This window comes from Vibrio sp. 10N.261.55.A7 (genome assembly GCF_002877365.1).
GTDB lineage: Bacteria > Pseudomonadota > Gammaproteobacteria > Enterobacterales > Vibrionaceae > Vibrio.
Genome location: NZ_MCWZ01000340.1, coordinates 25808 through 43364, shown reverse-complemented (window position 1 = coordinate 43364; position 17557 = coordinate 25808). Strand labels below are relative to the sequence as shown.

The following is a 17557-nucleotide window of genomic DNA, read 5'->3' as shown; positions in this document are numbered from 1 at the left end:
TCGCTGTACAAAGCGTGTTTAATACGCCTCCGAAAGGGTAATGCCAGTCAGCTAAACTGACTGGCATTACCCGCTTAGGGGGTTTTTATTTATCTGAACATCAGTAAAAATACGACGAAGTACCAGGTTTATCACTATTTGAGGCGATGATAGTCATCGAGATTGTTAGCCTTCTTGCGCCATCAGCATTTAGTTGGCCTTTATCCAATCGGATAGACGTGTTGAAGCCGTCAGTGGGTGATCTAAAGTGATAGGGTCAGGTTCTTCTCCCACTTTCTCGGTGTATGCCAACAAATCGACCGCATCCAGTAGCGTGTCATCACCCAATTCTTTCGCGTAGTCCCAAGCCTCACTCTCTGTCATGTGATATCGGGCGAGTTTTTTTGCTTTTGCGAAGAAATCTGCAGCTTCGGTGATGGTCAGGCTTTCCGGCCCTAGTAGGGTTAGTCGCTTATTGTATAGCTCAGGCAGCTTATAACTTTCCACGACAGCCTTGGCATAATCGTCAGCGCTGATCCATCGCAGCGGTTTCGTAGATTCACACATTGTGGTCACGGTCTCTTGGTCAACCAATAAGTTCAGGGTCTCGAAAAACCAACTTGGCAAATAGGCCATGTAAGGTATGCCGCTGTTCTTTAGTAGGTTTTCTGCTTCTAGTTTTGCCTGTGTATCGATTCTGAAGCTGTTTTTTTCATACGCCGTCGCGGTAGAAATCATGGTGATTAATTGGATAGTCGATTTATCGACAGCGTTAAGAATGTGTTGTGTTCCCTCAATGTGATTTTTGAGATAAGTCTCAGGGCTGTTGCCACTGAGGTTGATGTGAATGGCTTCTACACCTTTCAACGCGGCCGTTAAGCTCTCTTGGTTGAATAAGTCAGCTTCGACAAACTCAAATTGTGGCCCTTGAAACATCTTACGAGCTTTTGATGAATCTCTAGAAATGATGCGAACAGTATAGCCCTCATGAGCAAGTTGTTTCGCGACAGGTGAACCCAGCATGCCAGTAGCGCCGATTACAGCAGTTGTTTTAAACATAATAAGACTCCTTGTGAATGAGGTATCAATCATAAGTGGCATTGATTAATATTATTAGTAGGATAAAGTGAGTGTCTGATTATCATAAATGGGATAAACATGGATCTTGAAGCAAGCTTGTGGTTTTCGACGGTGGTTAAAATGGGGTCTTTTTCGAAAGCCGCTATTGAATTAGGCGTGCCGACCAGCACAGTGAGTCGACGCATTTCCAACCTGGAAGGGCAATTGGGGGTGACGTTGTTGGTGAGAAATACGCGAAGTATGCAACTCACTCAGTCTGGGACGGAGTATTTGGCCCTTACTAAGCAGCTTGAATTGGGTTATCAATCATTAAAAGATTGGCAAGACAACCAATCACAGGTCTCAGGCACGTTGCGTATCACCGCCCCATTACAATTTGTTGATTGGCCACTCAGTGACTGGGTCATCGAATTCAAATCGACTTACCCAAAACTCAACATCGAAATGGTTGGCAGTAACGAAAACCTTGATTTCTACGAAGATAGAATTGATATCGCCTTTCGTCAGGGGCCGTTGTCAGACTCTGATCTGAAGCAGCGACGCTTGTTTGGGTTGCAATACGGTATTTATGCCTCGCCTAGTTGGGCGAAAGAACACGGTGAGCCCCTAGATTTAGCAGAGTTACAGACACACGAGGTGGTGAATATTGGTGTGAAGGGGAAGGGCTTTCCGTGGTTAGTTAAACAAGATAATAAACAGCACGCCATTTTTCCGAACTCTGGCTTGTTACTCGAGTCTCCGAAGCAGGCAGTAAGAGCCGCAAAAGCGGGCTTAGGAATGATCTATGTTCCGTATTTTGATGCGCATTCTGCCATAGACAATGGAGAGATCGTGCCGATATGCGAAGCACTGTGGCCAGATGGGATCAGCTTTTATCTTGTATTCCATGAATCGAGAACGCGATCGAAAAAGTTGTCGACGTTTATTGAGTTTATTTTAAACAAACAGCAAGAACTTCTAAAACTCCCTGGCATTCATTAGCCGAAGTAGCGGAGTTATTCGGGGGCGTTTTTCCTTCCTTAACAAAGCCGATTCGGTTTTAGTGTCGTAGGCAATTTGGTTTGATCAATTTCTAGCAAGCCATTGGACAAGACTTGTTAAAAACTTTATAGGGGCTGAGTGAACTCAAATAATGTCAGCTATCATAAATAGCATGCAAAGTTGTGGACAATTTACGTATCCACAACAATTCAACGTTGAAATCGATAGATTCAAAGAAGGTAACTACTGAGTTACTACTCTGATGCGGTCTACGTCGACTTTTACTGTTGTCCAACCTTGGTCTACTTCACCTTGAACAATAAGTTTAGTATCTGCTGTCACATTAATACCGTGCCAATCTTCGTTTTCTATTTCCACAACAATTTGGCCCGTCTCATCACTAAACGTATATAGCTCATGACCAATTTGTTCTGTGATGTTGCCAGTAAGAGTCACATAAGCATCGTCTCTTGCTTCAGACGCAGCCTTAACCGTATCCGGATTAGCAATATTGCCGTTAAAACCAACCGATGATGACTGATTAGACGCATTCGCCTGACCCGAAGAGAACCCACCCTGCGCAAATGAGCCAGCACTGGTTAGCGTTACTAGAGTTAACACACTTGAAAGCAATAATTTATTTTTCATGATAAACCTTATTTAATTTAAATAGATACGAAGTAATTCCATATCTAGTACGTCTTGATTTAGGTCTATGCTAATGAGTCTGTAACAAAATGTGTAACTAGAAAGCATTCGAAAAACGAATACAATACGCGAAAATACTATAAATCTATTCTATAAATCCATTCTATAAATGTGGCTACTTGGTATAACCAAACCAATCCCTTAGGGCAAGAATGATCTCATCAATAACTTCACGGTGGGGATAATCCAATCTGTAGTACAGCATCAGCTGAAATGACGGATCGATTTCTCTTTTATCAAAATTAAGCGACACCACTTGTTTCGATTGAATCGCTGGGTGCACGATGTATTCCGGAAGCAATGCTATCCCTAGGTCGCTTTTGACCAGTGACACCACAGTATTAGCATCACTACACTCGATCATCTCTAGGCTTTTGAATAAGGCTGTATCGTATTTATGGGTTTGTTCATAAGGAGCAGACCAGATTGACGTTTGCGACAATAACATATCCAATTGTACGTTCGGCTCGCCACACAAGGGATTATTGGGGTGCGCAATCAAAGTCGTACTTTCTTCACCAACTAATGCTCCACCCACGTTGGGATAAAGGGAATCAGCGACAATACCAAGTGCAAAATCGACGAGTTTGTTATCAAGAGCCAACTGAATATGGGTCATATCCGCATTTTTAAGCGAGATCTGTAGGTTAGGCCATGATGTTTTCAACCGACTAATCACATCGGCAATCCCTTCCCCATCGATTAACTCACCAAAACTGATCGCTAATTTAAGAGGTGTAGAGTCACTGTGTATGGAAAGCGCAAGGCTCTCAAATTTTTGCAGATATTCAATAGCAATCTTTGCTTTTGGAAGTAAAAGTTCGCCTTTTTCACTTAGGACAACAACTAAACCATTACTTTGACGATCAAAAAGCAAATACCCTAACTCGTCTTCAAGTTCGCCTATCCAGCGACTCACTGTAGACGAAGACTTGCCCAACTTACGGGCTGCTTTGTTAAATGTTCCCATTTCAGCAGCGGCGATAAAGCACTCAAGGTTGTGACTTGAAAATGTTAGCACTGTTTCATCCTCTCGGTTTCCCATAGCAATACAACCACTCCAAATATGGGTCATTTCGTGCTGCGGGCTATCTCATTATGGTGCGATTATAGAACACGTCAACACAAACAACTTAATTCAGAGGCTCCACATCAGGTTGCCTTTACAAACGAAGAGCATTTATTATGAAAAAATCAATCTTAGCCACAATTCTATTAGCGACAACTATAGGCTCTATCACATCGGCATCGGCAGCAGATGAAGTGCCTCTATCTAAGTTTTATGAAGGCTACACAGTAGCGGAAATCCCAGCCGATGGATTCCAACAATGGCCTTATTACACATATGCATCGGCACACATTGAACAGTTTTTACGTTATGGCGTACACAAACTACCTGCATCAGTAAACCCTGTTAAAATTGAACGAGTAGGCGGATTTGAAATCTCACCGGAACTACGTAAAGACCTGATCGACACACAAGTTAAAGCATTCGTAGTGATGAAAGATGGTAAGGTGCTAGCGGAGCACTTCGACAATGGCTTTAAGACTGGCATGTTAAATAACTTGCAATCAGCAGCGAAGTCTTACGTTGGTGTTTTACTAAGCCACGCGATTGATTCAGGCAAGGTTTCTCTTGATGAGAAAGCGAAAACTTATTTACCAGAGCTAGAAGGTTCTATTATTGGCGAGGCAACTATCAGCGAGTTAGCTACAATGAACTCGGGCATCGAGCCACTGAGTGACTATCACACTCCAGGCTCTAATGGTTACGAATGGGAAAAAGAGATTGGCCTACAAAACGCAGGTGAGCCAATTGGTCACTTAAATGCAATCAAAGCAGCTAAAGCGACACAAAGCGAGCGTGGCACAAACTGGGATTACACAGACCAAAACACTGACACACTGGCTCTTATTATTGCTAAAGTTGAAGGTAAGCCATTTGAGAAATTACTTGCTGAGCTACACAATAGCTACGGCGGTAATGATGAAATTCAAATTGCAAAAACATCTGATGGAACAACATCACCTTCGTTTGGTATAAACAGCAGTGCATACGACTACGCGTTATTTACTAGCTACATTGCACAAGGTAAAGCTGGACAGTCTTTTTATGCAGAGTTAAAAGATTCATCTAACGATGTACTTAACGTTACACCAGTAATTAAAGATGTTTTTGCTGCGGCAAGCCCTACAACGTATGACATGCAGTCGTACACAATGAAAGCTGAAAATATCGTATACTCTCACGGTTCATTTGGTCAAACGGGTTTTTCTGACCTAGAGTCTGGTTATTCTGTAATCTACTTTTCAGATTGGTACACAAATACAGTCGCACCGAACCTACAAAAGCAACTAATCAATACAGTAGACATCATTAATGAACTACGAGCTAAATAATATCGATTAGTTAAAAACCATCGCCCGCATCGGGCGATGGTCATAATTGAAGCTCTATCGCCCGTTCTTCAGGGGCAGGTCTCGCCTTTTGCTCACCATTAGCTTACGTATTCCAAAATCAGAATTCTACTGTGCGCTCTGATACCGCTTGCAACTCGTTTTGGGGCAGATACGTGTTAGCGAGTCAGCCCCTAGTTTTAGCTATTGTTACTTTACTCTAGTCACCTCATCCACCAGATACAGTATCGATTGATACGGCACGCCGCTGTGGTGCGACAAACCTATCTCACAGGTTCGGCTGTTACTAAAGCCTCGGCTGCAATTGCTCGGCACTTGTTCTTTCAATGGGTGAACGGCTGCGGCATTGAGTTCTGGTGTAGTGAAGCCTTTATCGCCCGCCCACCCACAGCACTGAATATGCTCAGGCACTATAACTTCTGAGGTACAGGCTTTCGCTAGAGACAGCATGTCGTTTTCTAGGCCCATTCTGCGCGAGCTACAGGTCACGTGCAGCATCACAGTCTCATCGATAGGCTCGAAGTTTAAATGCGTTTTCAGATGAGTCATCACAAACGCTGTTGGCTCGAAAATCTCCATAGGTTTTGAGAACTTCTCGATGCTTAATTTGGCACATGGGCTCGTGTCCATAAGAACAGGGTACTTGCCTTGCTTGCTGGCTTCCCAGAGTGCGTCTTCTAGCTGCTGCGATTTTTGGTTTGCGATGTCATTCGCGCCTTTGCTGTCGTAGGGCATACCACAGCATTGGTCATTCAGCTTGTCAGGCGCAATCACTTCAAACCCTGCCTTATTGAGCAGAGAAAGCGTTACCTCGGTCAGTGGGCGTGAATCTTGAGCATCGTTTTGTTGGCCCATATTTCGACTGGCACAGGAGGGCATGTACACCACTTTTCGTAGAGTTCCGCTCTCGTTGGATTCGCCATCAAGTTCATTTTGAATGCGATGAGCGTTGGCTTTAGGGTATTCGGGCATCCAGGTTGGGGTAGAGCCTTTCGTCAGCTTGCGCAGCCCATTGGTCATTCCGCCCACCGCTTTATTTCCCATTAGCGTTGTTGCCGCTTTGTTGGCTTTTAGCCCCACCCGCGCCATAGAGGCAACCGAACTGAAGTGATCGGCGCTCCACTTGGCTGTCCATCTCACAAGAGGCGTCAGCTTTTCATAGCGTTGACTGCGAAGTTTCTTAACTAGATCACCCGTGTTGATTCCTACAGGGCAGCGGTCGGCACACAAGCCTGTGGCAGCGCAGGTGTCGATACCTTGATAGTCGAACAGTTTTTCCAGCTCGCTTGCTTCTACGTCTTCACCGGCCGCGCGTCGACGCTGCAACTCTCGATATAAAACAATGCGTTGTCTTGGCGATAAGGTCAGAGTTCTAGATGGACACACCGGTTCACAGAAACCACATTCGATGCAGCGATCCACCAAATCATCAGCGGCTGGCATCGGCTTGAGGTTTTCAAGGTGAGAACGTGGGTTATCGTTAATAATGACACCAGGGTTGAGCAGGCTTTGCGGATCAAATAAGGCCTTAATCTTCTCCATCAATTGGTAGCCATCTTTGCCCCACTCAAGCTCAACATACGGGGCCATATTACGGCCTGTCCCATGTTCAGCCTTTAACGAACCTTGATATTTAACGGCCACCAAGTCGGCCACGTCGTCCATGAATCCACCATAGCGATTAACTTCATCACCACTATCAAAGCCTTGGGTGAAGACAAAGTGCAGGTTTCCTTCAAGGGCATGACCAAAAATGATCGCTTCATCGTAGTGGTATTTATCAAACAAGCCTTGAAGATCGCGTACGCCATTGGCCAAGTTTTCAACTGGAAAGGCAACATCTTCAATGATCACTGTCGTGCCCACTTCTCGAACGGCGCCTACCGCAGGGAACATGCCTTTGCGGATGCCCCAAAGCGTGGCGACGGTTTTCGGATCAAGTGTAAACGGCACCGATTCAATAATGGTGTAGTCAGAGAGTGAGTCCATGATGGTGCTGCATTGGCTATCAATCACAGACTGTTCGCTGGCGTGCGTTTCCACCAGAAGTGCTGCCGCTTCTAAATCGAGGGTTTGAATAAATTCAGGCATGCCTGGCTTATCGGCGACCGATCTCATGGCGCGTCCATCCATCAGCTCCACGGCTGCGACGGGGGTTTTGGATAATGTGGCGACGGCTTGACACGCTTCTTCAATGTCAGCAAAGACAAGCAGGGAAGAGGCCTTAAAATTATGCTCGATGACCGTGTTGTAGGTGATTTCAGCGATGAACCCCAGCGTACCTTCGGAGCCGATCATCAAGTGCTCTAACACGTCAATGGGATCGTGAAAATCAACCAGTGCGTTGAGCGCGTACCCCGTAGTGTTTTTGAGGCGGTATTTGTGCTTAATGCGATCGCTTAGTTCGGTGTTGTTTTGCGTCTCGTGGATCAATGCGTTGAGACCATCAATGATATCTGGGCGGGCAATATGGAATGCTTGAATGCTCTCTTTTGACGAGGTATCGAGCAGGGTACCGTCGCTAAACACCACTTTAATGCTGTCGATGGTGCGATAGGAATTTTGCGCCGTACCACAGCACATGCCGCTGGCGTTATTGGCCGCAATGCCGCCGATTTTACAGGTGTTAATAGACGCAGGATCAGGGCCGATTTTGCGTTTAAAAGGGGCCAGATATTTATTGGCATCAGCGCCAATCACACCGGGCTGAAGAATGATTTTATTGCCGTCGTCGACAATTTCATGGCCACGCCAGTCATCGGTTAAAGTGATGAGAACAGAATCAGAAACCGCTTGGCCTGACAGACTGGTTCCTGCGGCTCTAAAGGTAAAGTGAACTTGCATTTCACGGCAGCATTGAATGGTGTAGATAACCTCATCGAGGCTTTTTAAGCGAAGCACAATCCGCGGAACAAGGCGATAAAAACTAGCGTCAGTGCCGTAGGCGAGTCGTTTTGCATGCTGAGTCACAATGCGCTCTGCATCAATTTCAACCGCAAAGAGTTGCTCTAACTGTTGATAGGTAGAGTCATCGATTGACCGGCTATTGTGAGATGGACTGCTCGTCATCTGCTTGTCGCCGCTTAGGTTTGACATGATTGGCTTCCTTGTGTTTGCTACCGGTATTGTCTTTTTTATATTCCAGTAGGTAAAAAGGTGTCACATATCTCTGTTATTTGCTGTGACACCTTTTGAGTTTATTTAAAGTTTACGAGTGAGTTCCTATCTAAGTCTTTGATACTCTTAGCACCTGTGAGGGTCATGGCCACTCTCATCTCTTTTTCATACAGGTCGAGTAGGTTCTCAACCCCCGCCTGACCTTGCGCCGCGAGAGCATAAATGAATGAGCGGCCAAGCAGAGTACAGTCAGCGCCAAGCGCAAGCATGCGAACCACATCGAGGCCAGATCGAATACCGGAATCCACGAAGATTTTAAGATCGCCTTTCACGGCATCAGCAATGGATGGAAGCGCTTTCGCTGTGGAAAGAACGCCGTCTAACTGACGACCGCCGTGGTTTGAAACAACGATGCCATCGGCCCCAAAAGAGACCGCGTCTTTTGCGTCTTGCTCGTCCAGAATGCCTTTGATGATCATTGGGCCATCCCAGTAATCGCGAATCCACTCCAGATCTTTCCATGAGATTGACGGGTCGAAGTTGTCACCCAGCCAGCCAATGTAATCCTCAAGCTTGGTCGGTTCGCCGCGATAAGTTGAGATATTGCCCAAGTCGTGTGGCTTACCCAATAGACCGACATCAAACGCCCAGCTAGGGTGACGCATGGCTTGCAATACTCGGCGAGCAGCCGCGTTAGGGCCACTCATTCCAGAGTGCATGTCACGGTAACGCGCTCCGGGAACGGGCATATCCACGGTAAACACGAGTGTCGTGACGCCCGCTGCTTTCGCACGTTCAAGTACGTTTTTCATAAAGCCTCGGTCTTTCAACACATACAGTTGAAACCACATTGGGCGCTCTATGGCGGGTGCCACTTCTTCAATCGGGCAGACAGACACCGTCGACATGGTGAAAGGCAGCCCTTTGTTTTCTGCCGCTTTCGCTGCTTGTACTTCGCCGCGTCTTGCGTACATACCCGTTAGACCAACAGGTGCGAGTGCGATAGGCATAGCCAGCTTTTCACCAAAGATCTCGGTCTCTAAACTGAGGTCTTCCATATTATTGAGAACACGTTGCTTGAGCGCGATGTCGGCAAGATCTTCGGTGTTCTTTCTCAATGTATGCTCACCATACGATCCACCATCAATGTAATGGAACAAGAAAGGTGGCAGTTTGGCTTTAGCCGCAGCGCGGTAATCAGTAGAGGCAGAGATGATCATAGTTCAATCCTATCAATAGTTTATACATCACCTTTATCGAAGGTTTAGTATGGTCGACATCTTAAAAGTGAGGTGCTAATACTCTTGATTTTGCTACTGCTTTCACAATAGCGTCTCTCAAGTGGCGATGTGAGTATCAGAAACTCTAGGGTAAATCGGTTGTTCCACCGGCTCGTTAACGCATTAGCGCGTCTGTGATATGGAATCCATAAATAGCGATCAAACCAATCGCACCGGTGGCAATGAGGTAGTACGTCGTTGGAATAATGGTTTTACGTAGCGTTGCGCCTTCTCTGCCTAGTAAACCAACGGTTGCAGAAGCGGCCACCACGTTATGAATGGCAATCATGTTGCCAGCGGCTGCACCAACCGCTTGAAGTGCCACGACAACAGCGGTAGAGATAGTCAGTGTTTGCGCCGCTTCAAATTGGAACTGGCTGAACATCATGTTTGAAACCGTGTTAGAGCCCGCTATGAAAGCGCCCAACGCACCCACCGTGGCACTCAGTGCAGGGAAAGCATCACCGACTAGGCCTGCTGCAAAGTTCGCGGTGGTGACTGGCATGCTGGCTAGATCCGCCGCGTTCACACCTGAGTTGATGAAGATACGCACCATAGGAATGGTGAACACAAGCACAAATCCTGCGCCTATCAGTGTTTTGCTCGATTCACCAAACGCTTTTGCAAGCGGCGTAACGCTTCGAGATTGCAGCAGTACCGCCATTAATGCGACGAAGACAAGAATACCGCCTGGTAAATACAAAGGCTGAATCGCCGTACTGATGCCGACTTCGCCAAGAATGTTGCCAAATGAAAGGCTAACACTGCGTAGCATGGCTTTAAATTCAACGCTGACACGACTGGCTACAAGAACCACTGCAAGCAATACATACGGCAGCCACGCCATCGCCATGCTCATTGGCTTTGCGTTTGAATCGTTTAGGTCGATTTTGAGCGAGCCTAACCATTCTACTGGCCATTTGTTTTCTGCCTCAAAATCCCACGTTGTTTTCGGCACAAGGAAACCACGATTTGCGGCGGATACCACCACAGCTAAGCCGACTAATCCACCGATGAGAGATGGGAACTCAGCGCCAAGGAAGACGCCAGTGAGTGCGTAAGGAATGGTAAACGACAAACCCGCGAAGATAGCGAATGGCAGAATGTCTAACCCTTCCGTCCAGCTCTTATTTTTGCCGAAGAAACGAGTCAGCATCATGGCCATCAATACTGGGATAAGCGTACCCACACAGGCGTGGATCAGGGCAACGCTTGAGGTAATTTGTTGCAGGTAAGCGTCCCAGCTTGATCCATTGGCCAGAAGCGTTTCGCCGATATTGTGCGTATCAAGCCCTTTGTTCACCCCAACAATAATCGGTGTGCCCACCGCGCCAAATGACACGGGGGTGGATTGAATCATCATCCCCATGAGCACCGCAGCTAGGGCTGGAAACCCAATAGCCACAAGTAGAGGCGCGGCGATTGCTGCCGGTGTACCGAAGCCTGAAGCCCCTTCGATGAACGAGCCAAAACACCATGCAATGATGATGGCTTGAACGCGGCGATCCGGTGAAATGTTAATGAATCCATTTCGAATGGTGGAGATTGCGCCAGTGTGTTTTAACGTGTTGAGCAAGAAGATGGCACCAAACACAATCCAAAGAACCGAAACGGTGATCCCTAATCCTTGGAAGATCGAAGCCAGTACTCGCGTGGTTGACATGTCCCATGCAAACAGCGCGATAAAGACGGTGAGGCCAAACGCGACAGGCATTGCGCGCTTAGCTGGCCAGTTCAGGCCGACGAGCAGTATGGCCGCCACCACGATAGGTGAGAAGGCCACGAGGGCTAGTAATGTTTCACTCATTGGTATGTCCTTTACATTCTTTCATTAGGGCTCTAAAGAGTCTCTTAGGTTTTATAATTGTGATGGTGTTGTTAATTTGAGGTGAATTTACCCCTTTATTTTTTATTGATATAGGGAAATAATGAAAATAATTAATTCCAAAATTGGTATAATCGAATGCGTGCAGATGATTTAATTTTATTTTCTCAGGTCATAGAGTTGGGCAGTTTTAGCAAGGTGGCTGAACAAAATAACCTTACAAATTCGGTAGTTAGTAAGAGGATTGCGCGACTTGAGGAAGATATTGGCGTGCAGCTATTATATCGAACAACGCGTAAATTAACGCTTACCGAGGCAGGTAAGGCACTTCTGCATGGTGCGAAAACTGTGAAGTTAGCCGCTCAGGAGGCTATGGATTCAGTTGCGGGCTTTGGCGAAAACATCAGTGGTCATCTCAAAATGTCCGTGCCCACGATCTCGGGTGATCTTATCTTGGCTGATGCTGTTGCGGAGTTCTGCGATATGAATCCGGGGCTCAGCGTTGATATGTCGCTTGATAATAAATTCGTTGATCTCGTTGATGGCGGGTTCGATCTGGTGATTCGAACGGGGTATTTAGAGGACTCTAGCCTCATTGCTCGCCACATATTGGATTCTCAATGGGTGGTGTGCGCGTCTCCTTCGTATATCGCGAAACATGGCAAGCCAACCGAACCTCAGCATTTGGCGAAACACAACTGTCTGCAATACGCTTACCAAACGACGGGCGCCAGTGAGTGGGAGTTTAAAGGCAAAGAGGGCAACTACATTGTTCGAGTGTCAGGCAGTTTTTCGACCAACAATGCCACTGCACTTCGTAAGGCGGCATTGGGAGGATATGGTTTTGCTTACGTACCACGCTGTTTGGTGTACCACGATATTCGAAACGGCCAGCTGGTGGACATTTTCCCTGAACTCGTTGGGAAAAAACTGGGGATTTACGCGGTGTACCCTTTCACTCGCCAACCGCCAAATAAAGTGAAGCAGTTGATTGAACATATTCGTGCGCGTTATCTGGCGATCTCTCACTACTTTTAATGGTTCCGAATTACCCAAATCATGCTGTTGAAACGAAGAAAGGGCCAACATTTATCTGTTGGCCCTTTTAGATGGTGTGAACTTAAATGCTCAGCACTAGAGCGTTAGTAGGTAGTTAACCAGATCGTTGTATTCATCATAAGTTTTGATGTGATCCGATTTCACAATGTACTTGTTGTTCACCAGTACACCCGGGACGCCGGAGAATGTGCTTTCTTTGAATCTCTTATCAAATTTGCGTTGCATAGAATCGACAACAAAGCCTTTGTAGGCAGCGTCGAATTTCTTGCCATCAACGCCATAGTCAACAAAAAGTTGGCGAAGCGCTGCTTCATTTTTTGGTGCTTGGCCCAGTTGATGGATCTGCTTAAACATTGCTGGAATCATCTCTTTTTCCACATCTAACGTGACCATTGCCGCATAGGATTTCGCCATTGGTACGCCCATGTTTCCCCCCATGAACGATACATGGACTTTTTCGAAGCTTGCGTCAGCTGGAAGGGTTGGTTTTAGGTTTTCAACAATGCCCTCAAACTTGTAGCAGTGCGGGCAGTAGAAAGAGAAAAATTCGGTCACCACGGGCTTTTTCGCTTTGTCAGCGTCCAGTACTTTGTAGTGCTTCCCTTCTTCAAATTGTGCCGCGTTGACCGATAAAGTGATCGCCAATGTTGAAACTAGAGTGAGTATTTGTTTGATCATGATTCATTTCCATTTTGCTAGCGCAACGCACGTTACGCCTAATTTGTTCCGCGCATTTCTATTAAAGCTTGTCTATAACCGAGTCAATTGATGGCAAGCACAAGCGTAGTGCACGTGAGTAAGTAGATGACTTCCGGTTATTGGAAGTATCGGCTCTCAACCCAATAAGCGGAATTAAGAGAAAGTCAGTACAAGGTATGTACTATTTAGGCAGGAAATGAAGAGATCGGAGGACGGTACAGCGTTTTAACGAGTTGTTTTGTCGTGTCGTTTTGCTCTGTTTCAATAAGAGCAAGGGAATGCGCCTGAGCGAGAAGTTTCACACCGTACAAGTACGTGGGTATTTTAAACTGGCAAACGGATCCACAACCGTCGTGGCTTGCAGAAGCTTTGTAGTGATGATCGCTATCTGGGCAGTCTGGGCCTTGGACAAGAAGTGAGGTTTTGCTAGAAACAAGGCTTGAGCCATAACGGACAAGCGTTGATTGTTTTACTGCAAGATCGGATGCGCTGAGTTGATCAAGAGTGATGGAATTCTCGAGATTCGAATTGTCCGTTGAAACCGTAAAGGCACTCATTCTGTGCATGTTTACTGTTTCCGAAAGGAATACTTGAGCGCTGGCTACCGTGGTAGTCAGTATCGTCAAGATCAGCAAACAAAATGTCCATAGATTGGAGTGACGGATAAGCAATATCGAAACATCTTTGCAACAAAGGTGGCAACATCATACCCCAACTAAGGTGAGGATGAAAATGCCTCTTTGCCACCTTTATATAACTTTATCAATAACGCCTAAAATTCAAATATTGCCGATAGGTCCACATTGTGGAGAGTAAAAAACAACAGCATGCTGACTACGGTGGTGAGTAGGACATTGCCCGTTTTCCATGCCAGCAACACGGCTAAACCAGCGCTGACTAGATATGGATTAGGCAGTGGCAGTAATTCGTGGCTATTCGAGTCTAGCGTCATGATTGGAGCGAGTATGGCCGTCAAAATTGCTGGACTAGAGAACTTGAGAAAGCGTTTCACCTCGTAGCTTAATTTCAGTGGCAGCGCGGGTTCGAGAAACAGATATCGACTCAGAAACACGATCACAGTCATGGCTAATATGGATAAGAAGATCATGAGTTGTCTCCAGTTGCTTGAGGCGTTGGTGCTTGGTTTAACAGGCGTTCCGCAATGTAACCCGCTGACATGGCTAATAGACTGGCGATGACAAGCGAACCATTAACTTGCCATTTATGGAGCATAACGGAGCTAAAAAATGCCATAACCACAGAGAGTAAAATGGGCTTGGATTTAATGGTGGGCACCACTAACGCGATGAAGGTTGCCACAATCGCAAAATCTAAACCGAGAGAATCAAGGTTCGGAATATAGCTTCCCCCAATGATGCCAACCAGCGAGGCGAGATTCCATATCAGATAAAAACTCAGCCCGGCTCCTAAAGCATAATATCGATTGAACTCTTTGGTTTTATGGCCGATCAAGGCGAACAGCTCATCAGTTAATAGAAAACCCAAGGTTAACCGCCAGCGCAAAGGCAATGGGCTTAAGGTGTCTCGCATTGCCACGCTGTATAAGAGGTGTCGCGAGGTAATGAAAAAGGTGGTGACCAGCATGGTGAGTAAACCTGCGCCAGATTTGAACATACCAATGGCGACAAGTTGAGCAGCGCCTGCAAACAGTATCGCTGAGAGCGCTTGGGCTTCCAACGCTAACAATCCGGATTCTACTGCGTATGAACCCGCCAATAGGCCCCAAGGAATCACCGCAATACTCAGTGGCATCATCGCGATCGTGCCTTTCCATAATTGCTGAGTTATTGTTTTGGGTTCCGTTAAATCTGACATGAAAAATCCTTTCTTTTGACGTACTATTTTTTCAACTGATTCTACTCAGCGTCATTAAGACAATGCGTTGTTGGCTGTCGAGAAATACTAGATTAGGAAGTCTGATGCGTCTTGTACAAACTTGCGCTCTGCCTACGACTGCGTTTTATTTTTAGTAAACGGACAGAATGAATCTGTACCTACTGAACGAAAGGGAGCATGAGAAGAGAAGACACTAGCCCGCAAGTCGATGCTGATGAGCGAGTCGGTATTGGTTTGGTGTTACGCCTAACGTTGCTTTGAAGTGTCGGTTTAGGTGGCTTTGGTCATGAAAGCCCACCTCCATGGCGACGTGACCTGCTTTAAAGCCTTGGCCCAGTAGCACCTGAGCTTTTCGAATACGCATTTGCAGCTGATAACCATGCGGGGGGATCCCCACTTGATCTCGGAAGCTACGAGCAAGATGAAAAGGGCTGAGTGACACCATTGCTGAAAGCTCAGATAACGAAACATTGCGCTCGGGGCAATCTGACAAGAACGCTTTAACACACTCGACTTGAGCCTGTGTTTTCTTAAGTATGGCGCTGCTTGATTGACTTTGTAAGCTGTGTCTGGCGACCAATTGAGACATGGCGCCGTGCAACAGTGTCTCTCGATATAATCGATTATCAGAATGTGTTAAGACGTTAAACACCTGCCTGAGAAGCTGAGCCAGTTCAGGGTCGTACACAACAGGGTTGGGGAAATAGGGCGCTACTCGGCCTAAATGGTTGCCTTGCGAAATCTCTTCAAACATCTCTGGTAAGGGGTACATTGCTTGATATGACCATCCACCTTCCGACGCGGTTTGCCCGCTGTGCATTTCATCGGCATTCACCAGAATGATGCTGTCTTGAGGGGCGATGTGGTTGCCGCCCGTACGATAAAACTGCTGGGCACCATCTTCAATCACACCCACGGTATAACCTGCGTGACTGTGTCGCGAAAAGTTCTGTCGATGGTAGCGAGCCTGTAGAAACTCCAGACCACCGAGTTCATCGGCTAAATGAATACGAGCATTTTCTTTGGCTGACAACGGGACCTCGGCGACTAGCGAAAATTATAGATTGAAACAATATTAACCATATCTTAACGTAATTTGCTCTATTCTTTTTGTACATTCTTGCTCAATTGAAGGGATTTTCTTGCTGACGTGCTTTAAGAAGATTAGATAAGAAGAGTAGATAAGTCGATGGGAAAGTTAGCCTAGCGAGGCACTAAGCTAACTCTGCGGGTGCTATTTTTTCTTTTTCTTACCTTGTACGGCTTTGAATCTTGGGTTGGTTTTGCAGATCACATAGATTCGACCTTTGCGCTTTACAATCTGGCAGTCTGGATGACGTGACTTTGCACTTTTTAATGAGCTTAATACTTTCATGAGTTGTCTCCCTGAGATTTCTTGCTGCCTAAATTACCGAACTTGCGACTAAAGTTAGCGACACGGCCTTCTTTATGAACAACACGTTGCTTACCGGTATAGTACGGGTGCGACTCTGAAGAGACCTCTACCGTCATGTAAGGGTAAGTTTTTCCATCTTCCCACTCGATGGTGCGGTCGGTTTGAAGTGTTGAGCCGATCAAAAAATACTTATCGACGCTCGTATCGTGAAAGACAACAGTACGATAATCTGGGTGAATTCCTTGTTTCATTGTAAATCTCTTGCTGTGTATTGTTATGTTATAACGTTTTATATGATAATAATTATCATTTATCAAGAGTTGAAGTGATAATTTCTTTAAAAAGGGAGAAAGTATCAAGGGTGAGATGACTACGAATCCTTAGCTTTTTTGCGACGTTAGAGCAGCCTAGATAGAAAGGCATTGAATGAAATTGTTTCGATTTGACGCATACAGTCATAACGGAATGTGATCGTTTAGGCAGCTTGGTTTTTTGGCTCTTACGCTGCTTTGTTAGATAAGGTATATCATTGAGGATTTCGTGGTACTTCTAATGCAGGTAACAAATATGAAGAGTGAAAAACAGAAAATGTTGGCTGGTGAGCCTTATGATGCATGGGATGAAGAACTGTTGTCAGAAAGAAAGGCTTGCCGGATAGCCCTGCAAAAACTGAACGGCAGTATCCCTGATTCACCTGAGTGGCGGGAAGCGATTGATTCACTTATCCCCAATGCCTCTGATGCTTATCTTGAGCCACCTTTTCGCTGCGATTATGGGTCTAACATCAAGCTCGGAAAGAATTTCTACGCGAATTTCAATTGTGTTGTGTTAGATGTGGGCGAAGTACGTATCGGTGACAATGTCATGCTCGCACCGAATGTGCAGATCTATACCGCTGGACATCCGCTTGATGTAAAAAGCCGTGTTGAAGATGGGGTCGAGTTTGGGTTGAGTATTTCGATTGGAGATAATGCCTGGCTAGGCGGCGGCGTGATTGTTTGCCCGGGTGTGTCAATTGGCAAAAATTCGGTCATTGGTGCAGGTAGCGTGGTGACGAAAGACATTCCCGCTAATGTCGTGGCTGCGGGCAATCCATGTCGAATCATTAAGAACATTGAACAATAGCAGAGTTGAGTGAAAGTGCGGCTGCCAGATAGT

General features: G+C 46.1%; 17 protein-coding genes. 4 read left to right on the top strand and 13 right to left on the bottom strand.

The genetic code is table 11. The annotated features are described in order from the left end of the window. Positions 1-189: 189 nt before the first annotated feature. Positions 190-1038, bottom strand: a complete 849-nt coding sequence (locus tag BCU12_RS23060) for an NAD(P)H-binding protein (protein ID WP_102407149.1) — start codon at positions 1036-1038, stop codon at positions 190-192. 99 nt (positions 1039-1137) lie between these two features. Between BCU12_RS23060 and BCU12_RS23055 the strand changes: the two genes are divergently transcribed. Then, positions 1138-2040, top strand: coding sequence for a LysR family transcriptional regulator (locus BCU12_RS23055; protein ID WP_102407147.1), 903 nt, complete (start codon positions 1138-1140; stop codon positions 2038-2040). Between the two features lie 243 nt (positions 2041-2283). Here BCU12_RS23055 and BCU12_RS23050 read toward each other — a convergent pair whose 3' ends face one another. Together BCU12_RS23050 and BCU12_RS23045 are read right to left on the bottom strand one after the other, a co-directional pair. Next, positions 2284-2688: a NirD/YgiW/YdeI family stress tolerance protein gene (locus BCU12_RS23050; protein WP_102407145.1), complete on the bottom strand. Its 405-nt coding sequence runs from the start codon at positions 2686-2688 to the stop codon at positions 2284-2286. Positions 2689-2863: 175 nt separating this feature from the next. Next, on the bottom strand, positions 2864-3823 hold the full coding sequence (locus BCU12_RS23045; protein WP_102407143.1) for a LysR family transcriptional regulator: 960 nt from the start codon (positions 3821-3823) through the stop codon (positions 2864-2866). 110 nt (positions 3824-3933) lie between these two features. Between BCU12_RS23045 and BCU12_RS23040 the strand changes: the two genes are divergently transcribed. Then, positions 3934-5148 (top strand): serine hydrolase domain-containing protein, encoded by a 1215-nt coding sequence (locus tag BCU12_RS23040; RefSeq protein WP_102407142.1) that lies wholly within the window; start codon positions 3934-3936, stop codon positions 5146-5148. Positions 5149-5355: 207 nt separating this feature from the next. Here the strand turns inward: BCU12_RS23040 and BCU12_RS23035 are convergent, their stop codons facing one another. The 3 genes from BCU12_RS23035 to BCU12_RS23025 form a co-directional block, all read right to left on the bottom strand. Next, positions 5356-8235 (bottom strand): FAD-binding and (Fe-S)-binding domain-containing protein, encoded by a 2880-nt coding sequence (locus tag BCU12_RS23035; protein WP_102407157.1) that lies wholly within the window; start codon positions 8233-8235, stop codon positions 5356-5358. 128 nt (positions 8236-8363) lie between these two features. Then, positions 8364-9503: an FMN-dependent L-lactate dehydrogenase LldD gene (gene lldD / locus BCU12_RS23030; RefSeq protein WP_102407140.1), complete on the bottom strand. Its 1140-nt coding sequence runs from the start codon at positions 9501-9503 to the stop codon at positions 8364-8366. Positions 9504-9678: 175 nt separating this feature from the next. Then, positions 9679-11370 (bottom strand): L-lactate permease, encoded by a 1692-nt coding sequence (locus tag BCU12_RS23025; RefSeq protein ID WP_102407138.1) that lies wholly within the window; start codon positions 11368-11370, stop codon positions 9679-9681. A gap of 156 nt (positions 11371-11526) precedes the next feature. Here BCU12_RS23025 and BCU12_RS23020 point away from each other — a divergent pair, with 156 nt between their 5' ends. Continuing rightward, the gene (locus BCU12_RS23020; RefSeq protein ID WP_102407132.1) at positions 11527-12426 is read left to right on the top strand and encodes a LysR family transcriptional regulator; all 900 of its coding nucleotides are present in this window, start codon (positions 11527-11529) and stop codon (positions 12424-12426) included. 96 nt (positions 12427-12522) lie between these two features. On the opposite strand, the gene BCU12_RS23015 is transcribed toward BCU12_RS23020, so the two are convergent. The 7 genes from BCU12_RS23015 to BCU12_RS22985 form a co-directional block, all read right to left on the bottom strand. Continuing rightward, the gene (locus BCU12_RS23015; RefSeq protein WP_198599414.1) at positions 12523-13122 is read right to left on the bottom strand and encodes a thiol:disulfide interchange protein DsbA/DsbL; all 600 of its coding nucleotides are present in this window, start codon (positions 13120-13122) and stop codon (positions 12523-12525) included. Between the two features lie 209 nt (positions 13123-13331). Next, entirely contained in the window at positions 13332-13781 is a 450-nt protein-coding gene (locus BCU12_RS23010; protein WP_102407124.1) for a hypothetical protein, read from the bottom strand. A 137-nt stretch (positions 13782-13918) separates the two neighbouring features. Then, the gene (locus BCU12_RS23005) at positions 13919-14254 is read right to left on the bottom strand and encodes an AzlD domain-containing protein (RefSeq protein WP_102407122.1); all 336 of its coding nucleotides are present in this window, start codon (positions 14252-14254) and stop codon (positions 13919-13921) included. Beyond that, on the bottom strand, positions 14251-14982 hold the full coding sequence (locus BCU12_RS23000; RefSeq protein WP_102407121.1) for an AzlC family ABC transporter permease: 732 nt from the start codon (positions 14980-14982) through the stop codon (positions 14251-14253). Before BCU12_RS23000 ends, BCU12_RS23005 begins: the two co-directional genes overlap by 4 nt. Positions 14983-15196: 214 nt before the next feature. Next, positions 15197-16036, bottom strand: coding sequence for an AraC family transcriptional regulator (locus tag BCU12_RS22995; RefSeq protein ID WP_102407119.1), 840 nt, complete (start codon positions 16034-16036; stop codon positions 15197-15199). A gap of 201 nt (positions 16037-16237) precedes the next feature. Further along, positions 16238-16378 (bottom strand): type B 50S ribosomal protein L36, encoded by a 141-nt coding sequence (ykgO, locus tag BCU12_RS22990; protein ID WP_102407117.1) that lies wholly within the window; start codon positions 16376-16378, stop codon positions 16238-16240. After that, positions 16375-16650 carry a type B 50S ribosomal protein L31 gene (locus BCU12_RS22985; RefSeq protein WP_102407115.1) on the bottom strand — a complete coding sequence of 92 codons (276 nt, stop codon included), beginning with the start codon at positions 16648-16650 and terminating at the stop codon, positions 16375-16377. The genes ykgO and BCU12_RS22985 overlap by 4 nt, the downstream gene beginning before the upstream one ends. A 316-nt stretch (positions 16651-16966) precedes the next feature. Here BCU12_RS22985 and BCU12_RS22980 point away from each other — a divergent pair, with 316 nt between their 5' ends. Continuing rightward, complete coding sequence (locus tag BCU12_RS22980; protein ID WP_102407113.1) at positions 16967-17524, top strand: sugar O-acetyltransferase; 558 nt, start codon at positions 16967-16969, stop codon at positions 17522-17524. Positions 17525-17557 lie beyond the last annotated feature (33 nt).

What these genes read in the sequence shown, in the direction of transcription:
- BCU12_RS23040 (WP_102407142.1), top strand. Translation starts at nt 3,934, where the DNA reads ATGAAAAAATCAATCTTAGCCACAATTCTATTAGCGACAACTATAGGC.
- lldD (WP_102407140.1), bottom strand. Translation starts at nt 9,503, where the DNA reads ATGATCATCTCTGCCTCTACTGATTACCGCGCTGCGGCTAAAGCCAAA.
- BCU12_RS23055 (WP_102407147.1), top strand. Translation starts at nt 1,138, where the DNA reads ATGGATCTTGAAGCAAGCTTGTGGTTTTCGACGGTGGTTAAAATGGGG.
- BCU12_RS23020 (WP_102407132.1), top strand. Translation starts at nt 11,527, where the DNA reads ATGCGTGCAGATGATTTAATTTTATTTTCTCAGGTCATAGAGTTGGGC.
- ykgO (WP_102407117.1), bottom strand. Translation starts at nt 16,378, where the DNA reads ATGAAAGTATTAAGCTCATTAAAAAGTGCAAAGTCACGTCATCCAGAC.
- BCU12_RS23050 (WP_102407145.1), bottom strand. Translation starts at nt 2,688, where the DNA reads ATGAAAAATAAATTATTGCTTTCAAGTGTGTTAACTCTAGTAACGCTA.
- BCU12_RS22985 (WP_102407115.1), bottom strand. Translation starts at nt 16,650, where the DNA reads ATGAAACAAGGAATTCACCCAGATTATCGTACTGTTGTCTTTCACGAT.
- BCU12_RS23060 (WP_102407149.1), bottom strand. Translation starts at nt 1,038, where the DNA reads ATGTTTAAAACAACTGCTGTAATCGGCGCTACTGGCATGCTGGGTTCA.
- BCU12_RS23045 (WP_102407143.1), bottom strand. Translation starts at nt 3,823, where the DNA reads ATGACCCATATTTGGAGTGGTTGTATTGCTATGGGAAACCGAGAGGAT.
- BCU12_RS23035 (WP_102407157.1), bottom strand. Translation starts at nt 8,235, where the DNA reads ATGACGAGCAGTCCATCTCACAATAGCCGGTCAATCGATGACTCTACC.
- BCU12_RS22980 (WP_102407113.1), top strand. Translation starts at nt 16,967, where the DNA reads ATGAAGAGTGAAAAACAGAAAATGTTGGCTGGTGAGCCTTATGATGCA.
- BCU12_RS23005 (WP_102407122.1), bottom strand. Translation starts at nt 14,254, where the DNA reads ATGATCTTCTTATCCATATTAGCCATGACTGTGATCGTGTTTCTGAGT.
- BCU12_RS23025 (WP_102407138.1), bottom strand. Translation starts at nt 11,370, where the DNA reads ATGAGTGAAACATTACTAGCCCTCGTGGCCTTCTCACCTATCGTGGTG.
- BCU12_RS23000 (WP_102407121.1), bottom strand. Translation starts at nt 14,982, where the DNA reads ATGTCAGATTTAACGGAACCCAAAACAATAACTCAGCAATTATGGAAA.